Here is a 15,148-nt window from a genome sequence, read left to right as displayed (position 1 = left end):
TCAGTCGGGGCAGAGCTGCTTCAGACCGAACCTATTCCTCTTTCTAGAAAAAATACTGTAATTTAGGTCATGACGAGTTTGTTACGCTAAACTTACACTAAAAATTGGTCTGCCTTGGATTCGACTCACTCGGCTTGAAAGCCTTACTCAGCAAGCGCCCCACAACACCGTCCTGAGTAGTGGCATTTAATTTATGTAATGATTTTTTGTTGCACGGGCAACGCCCGTGCAACAAAAAATCATTACATAAATTAATCCGCGCAGCGCTATAAACAGAAGTAATTACATACCTCATCGTTGGGAGGTACGCGCCGAATGTGCCTACCTCCCAACGATGGGAATAGGATTTTTGTGGGTGCTAATTTGTAACGATGGCTTCGAGTTGATGCAGCAATTGTTCAAGTTGTTGGGTTTTTTCTGGATTGTTCCAAAGCTTTTTATTTTTCTTGGCTTGTTGAACTACTTGAGATAAACGCTCTTTGAGATGAAGGGGTGCAGATTTCTCTTTGCTGTTGCTGCCCAACTCTTTCACTCGTTGTTTAATTTCAGATAAGCTCAACGCCTGGTTTACTACTTCATTGAGTAATTGCTGCCTGGTGTCTGAGTCTTTGATACTGGCGAGCATAATTCCTTTGGTGTAGTGAATTTTTCCTTTACGAATGCCGTCTAAAATTTCGGATGGTTTTTTCAGCAGAGGTAATCGGGTGGCAACAAACGATTGCCAGGTAATCCGTCCGAACGAGTCGAAAACGTGTTTAACAAGTTCTGCTTCCTGGCTAACCAAAACGTTTTGGTTAGTTGTGCCCTTAGCTGCATTGTTCATGCGATAGAGGAAGCTGACAACTTCCTCGGTATTGAGTCTGAGCTGAATTTCAAGCAACCGTAGGGTGTTATCCAGTTCTTCTAAAGCACTAAAGTCTCGACGGTTGGCGTTTTCGGAAATGGCAGCATGGAACGCTGTGCGGTTATCCCAGTCAAAGGTTTTCGCTGGAACCGTCTCAAGTCCTAAGATTCCGGCAGCTTTTAATCGGCGCAGACCGGCAACTAGCTCATACTTGCCCGTTTCTGTCGGATGAGGACGGAGCCATAGGGGTGAACGAATGCCGTTGGGCTGAATATCATTCTTTGCCCATTGTTCTAGCTCTTCTGGGTCGTAATAGTGGCGAACGGGTTTTCTGTCCGGAACAAAGGTAAAGGAGCAAAGAATATCCTTGCAAGGGATCAACTGTTCTTTGGTTTCCTCAGCTGTCTGTGTAATTTTGCGGGTCGTCGCCTGACCAAAGACAAAACTCAATTCCTCGCTGTTGGCGATCGCATCACTTAGTTTGCGGCGTGTTGTCATGATTCTGATTCAAATAATTTCAATGCTTCTGTGAGTAGTTTGGTGTATGCATTAGCAGCCGATTTCGGTGCTTCCCCCTTCATGCGAAATACTGTGCTGCCCTGACCGGGTGCATCTTTAATGCATTGCCGATCGGGGAGAGTCGTGTTGAGTAACGGCAAAAGACCGCTTTGTAAGGCTTCTCGTGCTTCTCGTAACAGGATTGTATTGTCTTTGACGGCATTCAGATATAGCGCTGCAACTGGAAATCCATTGCGAATTTCTTTTGCCTGACGAACAAATTGCACAATTTTGCCCGTACTAGCCAGATCAATCATGGAATCTCGGCACGGAATCAGAATCAGATCTGACCGAATTAGAACGGCTTTGGTGACCTCGCTGGCATTGCCGGGACCATCGACAATAACAATGTCGTACGCTTCAGCCAGTTTGGGCAGTTCATCAAACAGAGCTTCTGGATCACTGATGACTTTGCAAGGTAACTCTAATTCCTTCAGCCAACTGGAAGAGCTTTGTTGACCGTCAGCATCAACTAAAATCGCGGAGTATCCTTTCTGGGTAAACCAATCGACCGCATGAACGGCTCCAGTCGATTTTCCTGCTCCACCTTTTTGGTTTGCAAATGCCAGAATTTTAGGTAGTTTTGTCGGTAGACTCACTACTTTTGTGGACTTTGATTTTGGCATAGGTTAAATAACCAAAATGTATGGTTTAATCGTACCACTGTTCTGAAAAACTGAACGCCCAGATTCCTGATCCAACCAGAAATAGACCCGATGCTGTGTCTACATTCAGATGTAGGGCGACAGGGAAATGTTAGACCTAGGAACGCGATCGCTACCCAATTACAGATCCCAAGAATCACCGATTAGTTAGCTGTAATTTCCTATAGCGCCTTGTATCTGGATAAATTATGGTTGCAGGTGAGAGTCACGCGGAGCGCAGTTCTCATCCCGCAACCTGGACTTCACGGTATTGAGAATTGCTATAAAAGAGTGACAGCAGAGCCGTTGCCCTTTCGAAAAAAGTCTTGATTGCATCTATGGCGCTGTGTAAGTTGATTCAGTACGGTGTTGTGGGGCGCGGAGCGCCCCACAACACCGTTTCTGTACTTAACGAACTTGTACACCACTATCCTCTTCCAGGAAGGCTGGGTTTAACCAAAACGTTTTGGTTAGCCAACGTAAAACTCTAGAGTTTAAATCAAGATCAGGCGTTGCGATCGCCACTCCTCAGTAAAAGCGCTATTTGAACCAAATTCCTCATCAGCAATTTGGCTCAGAGAGATGAACAAGAGTTCTTACAAGAGCAGGAAATAATCATGCAAGAGTCCTATATTCACGATCCATTTGCCATCGTCCGTGCCGCTCAAACCGATGCGATGAATTTTGACCTGGATAATGATGCGATTATTGCTCGACTTCAGCAATGGCAGTCAGTTTGTACGTTTCGCGTGATAGCGGCGACGGTTGATACCGTCGATATCCAGTTTGATACCTTGCCAGATGATATGGATGAATTTGTCCGATCTCTGTATGACTTCTGTCCAGATTTAGTGGATCAGGGGACGGGCTGCCTGCATGAGATGTTAGAAGAGAGTGATGAGAGTCTCTCACCTGAAATGCAGAGTTTTCTCGATGGGATCGATTTCGAAGATGAAGACTATGGGCTTGAGGTTCTCAAACGTGGGTTGCAGCAGACCAAAAGTGTTCAATTATGGTGGGATTGAGTGGATAACCCTGGAGTCTGTTTTAAAGGTAGTTTTTTCGTGCGCTTCGCGCACGAAAAAACTACCTTCTTAGCAAGTTTTAAAACTTGTCCTAGCAATTTTTAATTAAGTCAAGTACAAGTTGTTGTGTGAGAGCTGCGCGGAGCGCAGCTCTCACACAACAACCGTAATCTATCTAGTCGCGAATGATATAGACATGATGCATATATCTACGGCTGCAAAAATGGCGTTTCAGGGTGTGCAGGTACTCACGCCAACGGGGTGGTTGCCGGATGCAACGGTATTCGTAGAAGACGGACGTTTTGCTGCGATTGATCAACGCAGTATCCCCCGTGGGTGGGTTGCCATCGATGCTACGAGATTGTCGATGCTACCCGGAATAGTGGATATTCATGGGGATGCGTTTGAGCGAATGATTTGTCCCCGTCCGGGGGTAAGTTTGCCCTTACCAATGGCGATCGCCGAAAACGAACATAACTTATTGGGCTGCGGCATCACTACGTTTTACTACTCCATCACGGATTCATTTGAACCGGGGTTGCGCAGTCGAGAGACAGCCCGCCAAATTATCCAATTTGTTTTAGAAACAGGTCGAGAGCAGTTACGCGTTGATAACCGTATCCACATTCGCCATGAACAAGCCAATACAGCTGACTATGACGAGTTAGAGCAGTGGCTGGAAACGGGAAAGGTTCATCTGTTGTCGCTGAATAACCATTTGCCGCCCACAACTGATGAGGCAACCCTGGTACGCCATACGAAAGGACTGCGGCAACGCCTCAAACTTTCTGAGACAGAGATTCGTACCTTGATTGAGGCAGCGATGAGTCGTCAAGTGGAGGGCTTACACCAGACTGAGCAACTGATCCAAAAAGCCCATCAAATTGGGATTCCCGTTGCGTCTCACGATGATGATTCAGATGCGGATGTGGCATTGAGTGCCCGTCGCAAGGTCGCGATCGCTGAATTTCCTGCCTCTATACCATTAGCTATTCAATCGCGTGCCTATGGTGCTGCCGTGTTGATGGGTGCGCCCAATTTGGTGCGAGGTGGATCACACATGGGGTATATGGGGGTGGCTGAAGCGGTCGCTGCTGGCGTGTTGGATTGTCTTTGCTCCGATTATCATTACCCTTCTCTGTTTCATGCCCCCTTTAAGTTGGCAGAATTGGGACTGATGCCGTTTGAGTCAGCCTGGAAGTTAGTCTCGACCCATCCGGCAGCCGCCGCAGGCATTGGCGATCGCAAAGGTGCCATTGCTGTTGGATTGGATGCAGATTTTTTGTTGGTTAAACCCGATCGCTCCTTATCGTCAGCGATCGCGGCAGTCTATATCAACGGTCAAGAAGTCGCTCGCTATGCCTAGCTCATTTATCGTTTATGCTTGTCCGATAGGGGAGTTAGCGATACAATTGCAGACTTACTTTGCCCAAAGCCTGAAACTCTGCGGTCGGAATGCAGCCCACAACTACATGCCCCACTGCTCGTTGACTGGATTTTTCCAAGACCAAGACTCTGCGATTTCGCTATATCTAGAGGCGATCGCGATCGCCCTGCACCAGTCGCCGCCTTGTCCTCAACCCGTGATGGCGATCTCAGGCATGACCTTTCGTTCAGATTGGCACGGCTTAGAACTTCAGTCAGATTGGTTGATTCAGTTGATGAGGGATGTTGCCCAACAGGCGATGTCGCCCAGCCGGATAACACCGTTGCGATTAAAACCCTGGCTGCATCTCAGTCTGGCATACGAGTTTTCTCCAGACCAGGCTCCCATGCTGCGGCAACTGGCTCAAACCTCTATCAATCTGGAGTCTGCGGTGGCTTGGGAATTGCGATTTTATCAACGGCATCTAGACCATCGCTGGACGTGCCATCGCTCTTGGTCTCTCACTCCTAACCCATCCTCAGGTCGTGACATCTATGCACCCAACTCTCAACCAGATTATTGATATTCTTTCTACCAAAGGCAAGGCGCAATATGGGCGTGAAGCGGTTAGTCAGCTCGATCATGCGTTGCAATGTGCTGCCCTTGCCGAAGCTGCACACTGTAGTCGTGAACTGATTGTTGCCTGCCTGCTCCATGACCTGGGGCATTTGGTGCATACGTTAGGTGACGATGTTGTCGATCGCGGATTGGACGATCGCCATGAGCAACGAGCAATGCCTTTTTTACAAGTGCTGTTTAGCCCCGCAGTTACCGAACCGATTCGTCTGCATGTCCAGGCAAAACGCTATCTTTGCAGAGTTAACCCAACCTATTGGGCATCCCTTTCACCTGCATCCCAGCGAAGCCTAGAACTTCAGGGGGGTGCGTTTGAGCAAGCGGCGGCTGAGCAATTTATCCGGCACCCCTATGCTGAAGATGCTGTACAACTCAGACGTTGGGACGATCTCGCTAAAGTTGCCAATCTCCAGACCCCGACCCTCCACCATTTTGCCGATCTCCTACACAGTACTTGTTGAATGACACACTTGTTGAATGACACGAATGGAGGGTGGCAAATTGTCCAAGACCGCTTGGACGATTCATCTACCCCGTCAAGCTATAGTGCCATCACTTCACCTTCAAATTCATACTTAAAACTGCCAACGCTTACTGAAACGGGATTGGATGAACCGCCAGATCGTCTAGTACAGCAAAACGAAAGTTTTGTAAGGGGTGAGGGGGTGGAACCCCTTCTTGGGGGCGAAGCCCCCAACCCCCCATGTTGCAAAATTTGGTGTCTGCAACACTAGTCATTGAGATCTGAGCGATCGCCGATCGCTTGGACTGACACTGTGTTCAGTTCCATTTCCAAGCGCTCAATGCTGGGCAAACTTTCTTGCAACGGTTCGGGTAACGTATCTTTGAGTCGATAAGTGGCAACACCGACAGGGTGCTGAATGTACCGCAACGCATATTCCACCGTTGCTTTGTTTTTCGACTTGCATAGCACAATGCCAATGGTGGGATTATCCATTTCACTGCGCAGCAAGTCATCTACCGCCGCAATATAAAAGCTCATTTTGCCAGAAAATTCGGGTTCAAACTCGACCATTTTTAGATCGATCACCACGTAACAGTGCAGTTTGACATGGTAAAAAAGTAAGTCAAGTTTATAGTCTTTCCCTCCAACTTCGAGTGCATATTGACTGCCCAAAAAAGAGAAACCAACGCCCAGTTCCAACAAAAAATCTCGGATGTGATCTACCAATGCTCGTTCGAAGTCTCGTTCTTGAGCCGATTCTGCCAGTTCTAAAAATTCAAAATTGTAAGGACTTTTTAGGATCTGGTGAGCCAGGTCAGACTGGCTTTGTGGTAAGGTATGGTTAAAATTATTAACAGCATTGCCCACCCGTTGATATAAGCCACTTTCGATCTGGTGAACCAGGGCACTGCGGCTCCAACCTTGCTCGATGGTCTTTTGGGCATACCATAGCCGTTCGTCATTGACCTTTAGCTTATCGAGCAAGGCAATGTTGTGATACCAGGTGATTTGTCCCATGACAGCTTGAATCACGGTTTCATCGGGAAATGCCTGGGCAAAGGCCCGCATATACAGCAAATTAGACCGGGAAAAGCCCTTCATGTCAGGAAAAGCGTGTTTCAAATCGGTAGATAGCCGCTGAATCACCTTGGCTCCCCACCCCTCTTGCTGCTGCTTGGCAAGAATGGCTCGTCCAATCTTCCAATACAGCGTCACGAGTTCCCGATTGACGGCGGTTGCGGCGCGCAGTTGGGCGCTCTGAATCCAGGTTTTCAGGTCATCTAAAAACTGACGATAGCTATCTGACGATAGATTGCTTGCCATTGCTTTTACAAAGCAGTCCAGAGAGCGTTTGCTAGAGTCTATTTTAAAAGTTGGTTTTTCGTGTGCGAAGCGCACGAAAAACCAACCCTCTTCGCGAGTTTTAAAACACGCCCTAGCGTTTGCTAGTTTTTACTATAACGGCGAATCGTCCAAGATCGCTTGGACGATTTACTATAGCAATTCTCAAGGCATGGCTGAATATAGCAATATGCAGGTTGATTAAGTACAGGGGGTGCAGGGGGCACCGCCCCCTGCGTGGGGGTGGAACCCCCACACCCCGTACTCAACCCAAGTGGGTACCGCTATATGGGAATGAATGGTGAGCGATGGCAAGAGTATGGCTTTCCAAAAATAATCTGGTTCTAGCCAAGCGCGAAGCGCTATGTTTACGGTTGAATGCTCTGCTGCCACAGTCTTTCTAGATTTGCAACACGTTTTCTCAGTTGGGCAGATTGGTAGAGGCGATAGCGATGGCGTAATACAATCCCCAGGTGCATGATGATGGGCAGCAAAAAACAGCCCAGCAAAAGAATGGAAATGGTCAGGTGGACAAGGGTGCTGTAGCGATTGGGAACTAAAGAGGATTCAGCCGTCGTAGGCAGATTCGGGAGTAGACAATTTTCGGATGAAACAGGTTGTGAAGGGTCTGAAATAGTCGTCAGGGCTAAATCAGAATAGGGTTCGCCTAAAAGAGCAGGCATCGGTGCGATCGCCATGTCTGGATTGATGGTTGGATGGATAACATGCAAATGGTTAAACCAGATCAACCCATAAAATAACAGGGACGGTGTCAGCACAATCAGGACAATACAACAGGTCAGCAAACATTCGGTGAGTTTAGACTTCATCATGTCTCTCACTGATAGGGTTTATTTATAGCGCTGTGCAGGTTGATTCAGTACGGTGTTGTGGGGCGCGGAGCGCCCCACAACACCGTTTCTGTACTTAACGAACTTGCACACTCCTATAGAGCCGTAATCTTAGGAACTGGCGTGAAAATAAAATACCTGGGGTGCGTTACGGCGATCGCCTAACACACCCTACAAAGGGGACATGTTTGAGGTATGAATTAGAGAGGCAACCTCATGGTTGCCTCTCTAATTCATACCAAGCTGCATTAATGCCTAAAATAGCGTCAGGATGTAGAGTAGCGAGAATAAAATAATCCAAATAATATCGACAAAGTGCCAGTAGATTTCTGCCATCTCGACCCCAACATGCTTGGCATGGGAATAGTGACCTTCACGCCGCGATCGCCAGACCACGCCTAAGATCAGCAGCAATCCGACAAACACATGGAGTCCATGAAACCCGGTCATGAGATAAAAGCAGTTAGAAAAAACGTTGGTAGTTAGCCCATACCCCAAGGTCAGATATTCATAGACCTGACCTGCCAGGAATATCGCTCCCATGAGCGCGGTGATCAGATACCAGCGGCGTAACCCAGCAATATCATTCTTTTTAATCGCCGTGTCTCCCAGATGAATCACAAAACTACTGGAGACCAGAATGATAGTGTTGATACTGGGCACTAAAAGTTCAACCTCAGTTCCCTGCGGTGGCCATTCTAACGCTCCACCTCGAAGGAATAAGTACGTGGCAAAGAAGCCACCAAACATTAACGACTCAGATGCCAGAAACGTTAGCAAACCCCAGACCCGTAAGTCGGGATGTTCATCATGATGGGCGATCGCCGTTGGCTCAGAAACAGAAGGGGATGTGGTGGTCATAGGTCGAGATTCAAGAGTGAATGATGAAGGGTGAAGGGTGAAGGGAATATGTTGAACCGCTACGCAGAGCGTAGCGGTTCAACACATCATCAAGCTTCAACGGATTCCGGAACCATGCCGTAGTCGTAGGGTCCGTGGGTGACAACGGGAAGGATTTCCCAATTTTCAACCAGGGGAGGAGAACTGGTTGTCCATTCCAGAGTCAGAGCGTTCCATGGATTATCGGATGCTTTGACGCCACCCATCCAACTCCAGACCGCGTTGATGGCAAAGGGAATAACGGAGGCGGCTAAGACAAAGGCACCAATGGTGCAAATCTGATTGATAGAGGTGAATTGGGGATCGTACATGGCAACCCGGCGAGGCATTCCTTGCAAGCCCAATTCGTGCATTGGCAGAAAGGTTAGGTGAGTGCCGATAAACGTTAAGACAAAATGAATGCGTCCCAGAGGTTCATTCATCATGCGTCCGGTCATCTTAGGAAACCAGTGATAAATACCGGAATAAATCCCAAATACAGATCCACCAAATAGCACGTAGTGAAAGTGTCCGACGACGTAGTAAGTATCGTGAACGTGGAGATCAAAGGGCGCAGTGCCTAACGTAATGCCACCCAATCCGCCCATGACAAACATCGACAGCAAGCCGATCGCAAATAGCATGGCACTGGTAAAGCGAATTTTGCCACCCCACAAAGTTGCCACCCATCCAAAGATTTTTACCCCTGTCGGTACTGCCACAATTAAGGTGGAAATGGTGAAGAAAATTCGCATCCAGGGGGGAGTGCCGCTGGTGAACATGTGATGCACCCAGACGAATAAGCCGACTACACAAATGGCGAGGCTGGAATAGGCGATCGCTTTGTACCCAAAAATCGGCTTGCGTGCATGAACCGGGATGACTTCAGACATAATGCCAAAAATTGGCAAAATCATCAGATACACGGCTGGATGGGAATAAAACCAGAATAAGTGTTGGTATAACACCACATTGCCACCCGCTTCTGGCTTAAAGAATGAGGTGCCAAAGTTGATGTCAAACAGCAGCAATACCAGACCCGCTGCCAGCACAGGGGTGGACAGTAGCGCTAGCACAGATGTCGCTAAAATTGCCCAACAAAACAGCGGTACCTGAGTCCATTGCATACTGGGCACTTTCATTTTGAGGATGGTGACGACAAAGTTTACCGATCCCAAAATAGAAGAGGTACCGACCAAGACAATGCTGAGAATCCAGAAGGTTTGAGCAGTGTTAGCAGTGACCAGGCTGAGGGGAGGATACGCTGTCCAGCCCGACTGCGAACCGCCGAATAGGAAACTTGCCAGTAACAACGCCCCTGCCGGAGGATTGAGCCAGAAGGCGATCGCATTCAACTTCGGGAATGCCATATCCCTGGCACCAATCAACAGAGGCACCAAAAAATTGCCAAATCCACCAATGGCACTGGGCACAATCCACAAGAAGATCATGATGGTGCCGTGATTGGTCATGAATGCGTTGTATAGATTGGGATCGAGAACATCGGGATCGGGTGTGTTCAATTCCATCCGCATCACGACTGCCATCAAACCGCCAATCAAATAAAACGCAAAGGCAGTCACCAGGTATTGAATGCCGATGACTTTGTGATCGGTATTGAAGGTGAAATAGTCATACCATTTCCATGCCGTATGCAGATGGGATGTACCCTCTGCCCTGGCACTTTGAGAAGGGTGTACTTGAGTCATAGACGAGGTCTCTGGGTTGCGTTAGAAATTAAGATCGTGGATTTAATAAAACCGAAGATTTATTTTTGTCAGCGCGGCAGAGCCGCGCTGACAAAAATATAGCGGTACGCATTAGGGTTAGGACGGGGTGCAGGGGTGAAACCCCTGCGTGGGGGCACCGCCCCCACCTCCCTGATGTCCTGACTGGATTGCGTAGAGCCATAAACTTCCGGGTTTTAATTAATTCGTGATTCTTAGGGATGCAGGTGATTCAGCATGGCTGTATCGACGTGCCATGCCTTGGCATAGGGTGCGAGAAATTCGGATGCTGATAGATCAGCCGTATGCGTTGCGATCGCTGTGTCTAAATCGATGTTCTGAGCAACACGATTGTCTGCCAACCATTGCTCATAGTCTTCAGGCGAATGCACGACGACTTGCGTCCGCATACTGCCGTGATAGCCACCGCATAACTCGGCACAAACCACCGGAAAGGTGCCAATTTTGGTGGCAACAAACCGAAGCTGACTGGGTTGTCCGGGTAAGGCATCTTGCTTCAGGCGAAACTGGGGCATCCAAAACGAGTGAATGACATCTTGTGCGGACAGATTCAGCAGGACGTCTTTCCCCAGGGGAATGTGCAATTCACCCGTCGTGACCCCGGCATCGGGATAGTTGAAAATCCAGGCATATTGAATACCCGTTACATTCACCGTCACATCGGCACCCTTACCCATTTCTTCCGGTGTCGCACCTAAGCCATATTTAGCCGTGGTTTGGGGGGATTCCTCAGCAGCGATCGCCGATTCCGCCAGCAGCGGTGCCACAGGTTCATCGGTCGGTGCTTGTGCGACCATAACGGCGGATGAGTGATGGGCTGCCATGTCATGCCCCAGCGACAGGCTAAAGCCACCCATTTGCTCATACACGACGACGCTATAAACGCCCAACCCAATCACGATAATGGCAGGGATCGCCGTCCAAACTACTTCTAGCGAAAAGTTGCCCTCAATAGGTTCACCATCGGTTTCATCGCCGTCTCGTTTGCGAAATTGAATCGCAAACAGAACGATCGCCCCTTCCACAATCAGGAACAAAGCAGTGGCGATCGTCACCATCAGGTTAAAAAAGCCATCGACTAATGGCGCTTGCTCGGACGCTTGTTCGGGGAGTAACCCGTGATGCTGACCTACCCAAAGGCTAATCAGCGTAATAACCACACCAGCTATCAAAGTCAAAAGTGAAGCGGGAACTTGTTTCATAAATCTTCCCTGGTCAGGTGATCCACTGCTTATTCGATCTCTGCAAAACTATATAAGTAAATACAGGGAGTTGACAGAAGCTTAATATCGATTTAATTTATAGCCTGAGAATGATAGATAGAATAAAATCGAAAATCTAGTATTCATTGAATTTCATCGAACACTGTTGGGTTGCACGAGGCGAAGCCCGTGCAACCCAACAGTGTTATTGGCTCAGACGCCTTATGCCGTTACTAGATTGGTTGGAGGAACGGTTGGGGTCGGTGTGCTTTGCCCGCGACAAAATGCTAATTCTGCGGCAATGTCATTGACCGCTTCCCACGCATCAGTTGCTTCTTGGGATGTTTCACCTTTGGCTTCACTGAGGGCGCGCGCATTGACGGTGGCTTGTTGCAGCACGCGCTCTAGAATTTGCACTCGGGGATTTTCCAGGAAATCGCTCTTCGCCAAAATGTCAGTCACTGAGATGATGCCGAGTAAGTCACCCTGGATCACGGGGGCACGGTCGATGCCAGTCTGAGCAAACAATCGGGCAACATATTCCACTGCTAAATCGGGATTGACCACAATGCAGGGCTTTGTCATCACTTCATAGACATGCACTTGTTTAGGATCTTTGCCGTAAGCAATGACCTTGTTTGAAATGTCTGTGTCTGTGACGATACCGTAAGCGTCATCATCCGTCCGACGTTCTACAACCAGTGAATGCAGCCCTCGCAGTCGCATGAGGCGAACTGCATCGGCAACGGTTGCGGAGCCGCGAACTGTTGCGACATCTTCGGTCATAATTTCCCGTGCGGTTACCATATGAGATTTTTCTCCTTGCTTTTATTGTCGTTACTTGCAATTGCAAAGCAGACTAATCTGCTGGATACCTCCTAAACTGCGAAATGTGCAACCCCAAAGGATTGCAACTGAGGGGATAACAGTATTTAAACCTGTCTAAGGACATAGCCCCTCGTGCCCAGGTTGCATCATGAATCAATATTTGAACCTGTCTAAGGACATAGCCCCTCGTGCCCCAGGTTGCATCATGAATCAATGGCAACACTGTTTGCTAAACCCATCTGTCATGCCGATAGATCATTAGGCGATCGCCAATTCAGCATGGGTGTAGCAATTCTTGGGACATACTCTGGAACACGCCTGACAACCAATGCAATTGTCTGCATTGGCAATGGTCATCACCTTGCGTTCAATTTCGTCGTCGTCCTCGTTGTCCACAAACTCTCCGTCTTCGTTCAAAGCCCGCAAATTTAATACGTTGCGACCACAGACTTTGAAACAGCGACCGCAACCAATGCAGCGGTCTTGAGCAATCTTTTGCACGAATTGAGGGATCCAGTTTTTGCCCCCCAATGTTAAACCCGTTAGTGTTGACATAATTATTGTTCCTGTAATTTCCGAATTAGCGATGCTGCCCTTCGTTTGTGGTCAATCCGGTGCGCTGATCAACCAGCCGCACATAGACCGAACGGATCATGTGTTCATCCAGCGCAATACGATTGAATCCTGCTTTAACGATGAACCGAGGAAAGCGTTGTTCTAGCGTAATCAGCGTGCCAGGAAACAAACCCAGCGATCGCAGTTTCCCTTTGACGCCATCATTGGAATGGCTAAAGCCCGTGACAACGCCACGTTCTCCAATACTCATTAATTTCAGTGAAGAGCCAGATACCGTAAAACCCTGGTTAAACATCAGCATGAACCTCCGAGGATGGGACGGGGGATGAAGGGGAATAGAGGGATGAAGGGGGATGGGGGAGGTGGGGGAGATAGAGGGATGAAGGGGTGAAGGGATGGGGGAGATGGGCTTGCCGTGAGCGTAGTCGAATGGGAGGTGGGGGAGGTGAGGGAGATGGGCTTGCTGTGAGTGTAGTTGAATGGGAGATGGGTGTCGTACCTGTAGACGTTGAAGGCTAGCGTTGCTGACTGATTGAATCTGTGAGCCTAACTAAACTAAGTACGCTTCTTGGTGCGTCCGGATGGTGCAGTCAGAGGTTGGGTAGGCGACGCACAAAAGTACGAACCCTTTGGCAACTTGTTCATCATCTAAGAACGTTTGATCAGACTGATCAACTTCGCCTTCAACCAGTTTGCCTACGCAACTGGAACACGCGCCAGAATGACAAGAGAAGGGTAAATCAACTCCGGCATCTTCTGCACCTTCTAAGATTGAAGTGCTACTGTCGATGGGAATGGTGATGTCAATATCTCGCTTTTTATTGATCAGTCTGACGTTGTAGGTGGTCATGGTGGGTTCTCCGAGTTGAATGTAACGAGTGTGGAGCTGATGGGATGTGGGGGGTAAGGGTTGAGTGAAACGTTTGCATTTGATCCTCAACCCTAAACTGTTCTGATCTGGTTCTGGATCTCTAGCTGCACGGTACGCCGACGGGTGAGCAGTCTCCGGCTTTGAAGGATTGTCCGCACCCACAGCTTTCGGTTGCGTTGGGGTTGCTGAATTTAAAGCCGCTTTCCATGATGCCTTCGACGTAATCCACAACGACACCGTCTAGGAGCGGAGCGCTGCCTGGATCGACATAAACCTTGACTTTGCCGTGTTGAAAAATCAGATCATCGGCACCGGGTGTATTGGTAATGTCTAACGTATATTGGTAGCCACTGCATCCGCCATCAGATACGCCAATGCGAACGCCTCGACTGGGGATATCTTTGTCTGGTGAACCTTGCAGAAACGCCCGCAGACGAAATTCTGCTTTTTCGGTGAGGGTAATGGTCATGAAAATCTCCGGGTAAAATCTAGAGAATGGATGAAAATTGCTCGATTGAATTCAGCTCTGATGAATGAGTGCGTTGAGTGCGATCGCCACAGACAGGGCAATGGGGATCGTGGTAAGTCCGCCGCTTGGCAAACTCCATGTGGTGTAAATCCATCGTCAGCAATTGAGACAAAAGCGGTGGGCTAAATCCCGTAATTACCTTAATGGCTTCCAACGCGGTCAAACATGCCAGCGTTCCCGATACCACGCCTAAGACGCCAAATCCCCGTTTATCCCAATCTGGTTTTTCTGGAAACAAACAGGTCAGACAGCCAGTTTGCCCTGGAATAATGGTCGTCAAATACGCTTCCATGTTGTTCATGGCAGCTTCAACCATAGGTTTACGCCAACGCACACAGGCATCATTCAGTAAGTCACGTTCCACAAAATTATGGGCGCAGTCAAGTGCAATATCCGCATCATGAACCAGCGCATCTACATTGTCTGATATAACGTACTCACAAATGGCTTCAACCTGGACATCAGGATTGATTGCCTGTAGGGTTTCTTTTGCTTTAAAGACGCGTGGCGAATTTACCCAATCATGCGTCATTAAGATCTGACGGTTCATGTCATCCAGACGTAACTCGCCCCCTCGCACCAGGATCAATCGCCCAATTCCGGCAACGGCTAGATACAGGGCTGCTGTGCCTCCTAGCCCACCGACACCTGTGACCAAAGCCGTTGTAGATTTGAGCTTTTGCTGTGCTTCCTCCCCAAAATTGGGCAGCATCATCTGACGACGATAGCGTTCTAACTCAGTTGGCGTAAACTCGAACACGTCTTAATTCCTCCCCTATGGGAT

The 15,148-nt window shown here is 48.5% G+C and carries 17 protein-coding genes; 4 read left to right on the top strand and 13 right to left on the bottom strand.

Features of this window, described 5'->3' with window-relative positions:
- Positions 1–358: 358 nt before the first annotated feature.
- Together ACR6Z4_RS06085 and ACR6Z4_RS06080 are read right to left on the bottom strand one after the other, a co-directional pair.
- On the bottom strand, positions 359–1,342 hold the full coding sequence (locus tag ACR6Z4_RS06085) for a ParB/RepB/Spo0J family partition protein (RefSeq protein WP_479716346.1): 984 nt from the start codon (positions 1,340–1,342) through the stop codon (positions 359–361).
- Positions 1,339–2,028, bottom strand: a complete 690-nt coding sequence (locus tag ACR6Z4_RS06080) for an AAA family ATPase (protein WP_479716345.1) — start codon at positions 2,026–2,028, stop codon at positions 1,339–1,341. Before ACR6Z4_RS06080 ends, ACR6Z4_RS06085 begins: the two co-directional genes overlap by 4 nt.
- 635 nt (positions 2,029–2,663) lie before the next feature.
- Here ACR6Z4_RS06080 and ACR6Z4_RS06075 point away from each other — a divergent pair.
- The 4 genes from ACR6Z4_RS06075 to ACR6Z4_RS06060 all read left to right on the top strand — a co-directional run bounded on the left by ACR6Z4_RS06075 (position 2,664) and on the right by ACR6Z4_RS06060 (position 5,534).
- The gene (locus ACR6Z4_RS06075; RefSeq protein WP_479716344.1) at positions 2,664–3,071 is read left to right on the top strand and encodes a DUF4253 domain-containing protein; all 408 of its coding nucleotides are present in this window, start codon (positions 2,664–2,666) and stop codon (positions 3,069–3,071) included.
- 196 nt (positions 3,072–3,267) lie between these two features.
- Positions 3,268–4,437, top strand: coding sequence for an alpha-D-ribose 1-methylphosphonate 5-triphosphate diphosphatase (locus ACR6Z4_RS06070; protein ID WP_479716343.1), 1,170 nt, complete (start codon positions 3,268–3,270; stop codon positions 4,435–4,437).
- Entirely contained in the window at positions 4,430–5,020 is a 591-nt protein-coding gene (locus ACR6Z4_RS06065) for a hypothetical protein (protein WP_479716342.1), read from the top strand. Before ACR6Z4_RS06070 ends, ACR6Z4_RS06065 begins: the two co-directional genes overlap by 8 nt.
- Positions 4,992–5,534, top strand: a complete 543-nt coding sequence (locus tag ACR6Z4_RS06060; protein ID WP_479716341.1) for a phosphonate degradation HD-domain oxygenase — start codon at positions 4,992–4,994, stop codon at positions 5,532–5,534. The genes ACR6Z4_RS06065 and ACR6Z4_RS06060 overlap by 29 nt, the downstream gene beginning before the upstream one ends.
- A gap of 269 nt (positions 5,535–5,803) precedes the next feature.
- On the opposite strand, the gene ACR6Z4_RS06055 is transcribed toward ACR6Z4_RS06060, so the two are convergent.
- The 11 genes from ACR6Z4_RS06055 to ACR6Z4_RS06005 form a co-directional block, all read right to left on the bottom strand.
- The gene (locus ACR6Z4_RS06055; RefSeq protein ID WP_479716340.1) at positions 5,804–6,862 is read right to left on the bottom strand and encodes a PDDEXK nuclease domain-containing protein; all 1,059 of its coding nucleotides are present in this window, start codon (positions 6,860–6,862) and stop codon (positions 5,804–5,806) included.
- Positions 6,863–7,248: 386 nt separating this feature from the next.
- Positions 7,249–7,713: a hypothetical protein gene (locus ACR6Z4_RS06050; protein ID WP_479716339.1), complete on the bottom strand. Its 465-nt coding sequence runs from the start codon at positions 7,711–7,713 to the stop codon at positions 7,249–7,251.
- A gap of 273 nt (positions 7,714–7,986) precedes the next feature.
- On the bottom strand, positions 7,987–8,592 hold the full coding sequence (locus tag ACR6Z4_RS06045) for a cytochrome c oxidase subunit 3 (protein WP_479716338.1): 606 nt from the start codon (positions 8,590–8,592) through the stop codon (positions 7,987–7,989).
- Between the two features lie 89 nt (positions 8,593–8,681).
- Positions 8,682–10,319 carry a cytochrome c oxidase subunit I gene (ctaD, locus tag ACR6Z4_RS06040; RefSeq protein ID WP_479716337.1) on the bottom strand — a complete coding sequence of 546 codons (1,638 nt, stop codon included), beginning with the start codon at positions 10,317–10,319 and terminating at the stop codon, positions 8,682–8,684.
- Between the two features lie 233 nt (positions 10,320–10,552).
- The gene (locus tag ACR6Z4_RS06035) at positions 10,553–11,560 is read right to left on the bottom strand and encodes a cytochrome c oxidase subunit II (protein ID WP_479716336.1); all 1,008 of its coding nucleotides are present in this window, start codon (positions 11,558–11,560) and stop codon (positions 10,553–10,555) included.
- A 222-nt stretch (positions 11,561–11,782) separates the two neighbouring features.
- Entirely contained in the window at positions 11,783–12,367 is a 585-nt protein-coding gene (locus tag ACR6Z4_RS06030; RefSeq protein WP_479716335.1) for a CBS domain-containing protein, read from the bottom strand.
- Positions 12,368–12,646: 279 nt separating this feature from the next.
- Positions 12,647–12,943, bottom strand: coding sequence for a ferredoxin III, nif-specific (gene fdxB, locus ACR6Z4_RS06025; RefSeq protein ID WP_479716334.1), 297 nt, complete (start codon positions 12,941–12,943; stop codon positions 12,647–12,649).
- A gap of 25 nt (positions 12,944–12,968) precedes the next feature.
- A complete protein-coding gene (locus tag ACR6Z4_RS06020) occupies positions 12,969–13,265 on the bottom strand; it encodes a FeoA family protein (RefSeq protein WP_479716333.1) in 297 nt (98 codons plus the stop codon).
- A gap of 249 nt (positions 13,266–13,514) precedes the next feature.
- On the bottom strand, positions 13,515–13,814 hold the full coding sequence (locus tag ACR6Z4_RS06015; RefSeq protein WP_479716332.1) for a 2Fe-2S iron-sulfur cluster-binding protein: 300 nt from the start codon (positions 13,812–13,814) through the stop codon (positions 13,515–13,517).
- A gap of 121 nt (positions 13,815–13,935) precedes the next feature.
- The gene (locus ACR6Z4_RS06010) at positions 13,936–14,304 is read right to left on the bottom strand and encodes a HesB/IscA family protein (RefSeq protein ID WP_479716331.1); all 369 of its coding nucleotides are present in this window, start codon (positions 14,302–14,304) and stop codon (positions 13,936–13,938) included.
- Between the two features lie 19 nt (positions 14,305–14,323).
- Positions 14,324–15,124: a HesA/MoeB/ThiF family protein gene (locus ACR6Z4_RS06005; protein ID WP_479716330.1), complete on the bottom strand. Its 801-nt coding sequence runs from the start codon at positions 15,122–15,124 to the stop codon at positions 14,324–14,326.
- Positions 15,125–15,148 lie beyond the last annotated feature (24 nt).

Source organism: Calyptranema fuscum S582 (assembly GCF_055793305.1).
The sequence above is the reverse complement of the archived record's forward strand: the minus strand, read 5'-3'. Positions and strand labels throughout refer to the sequence as shown.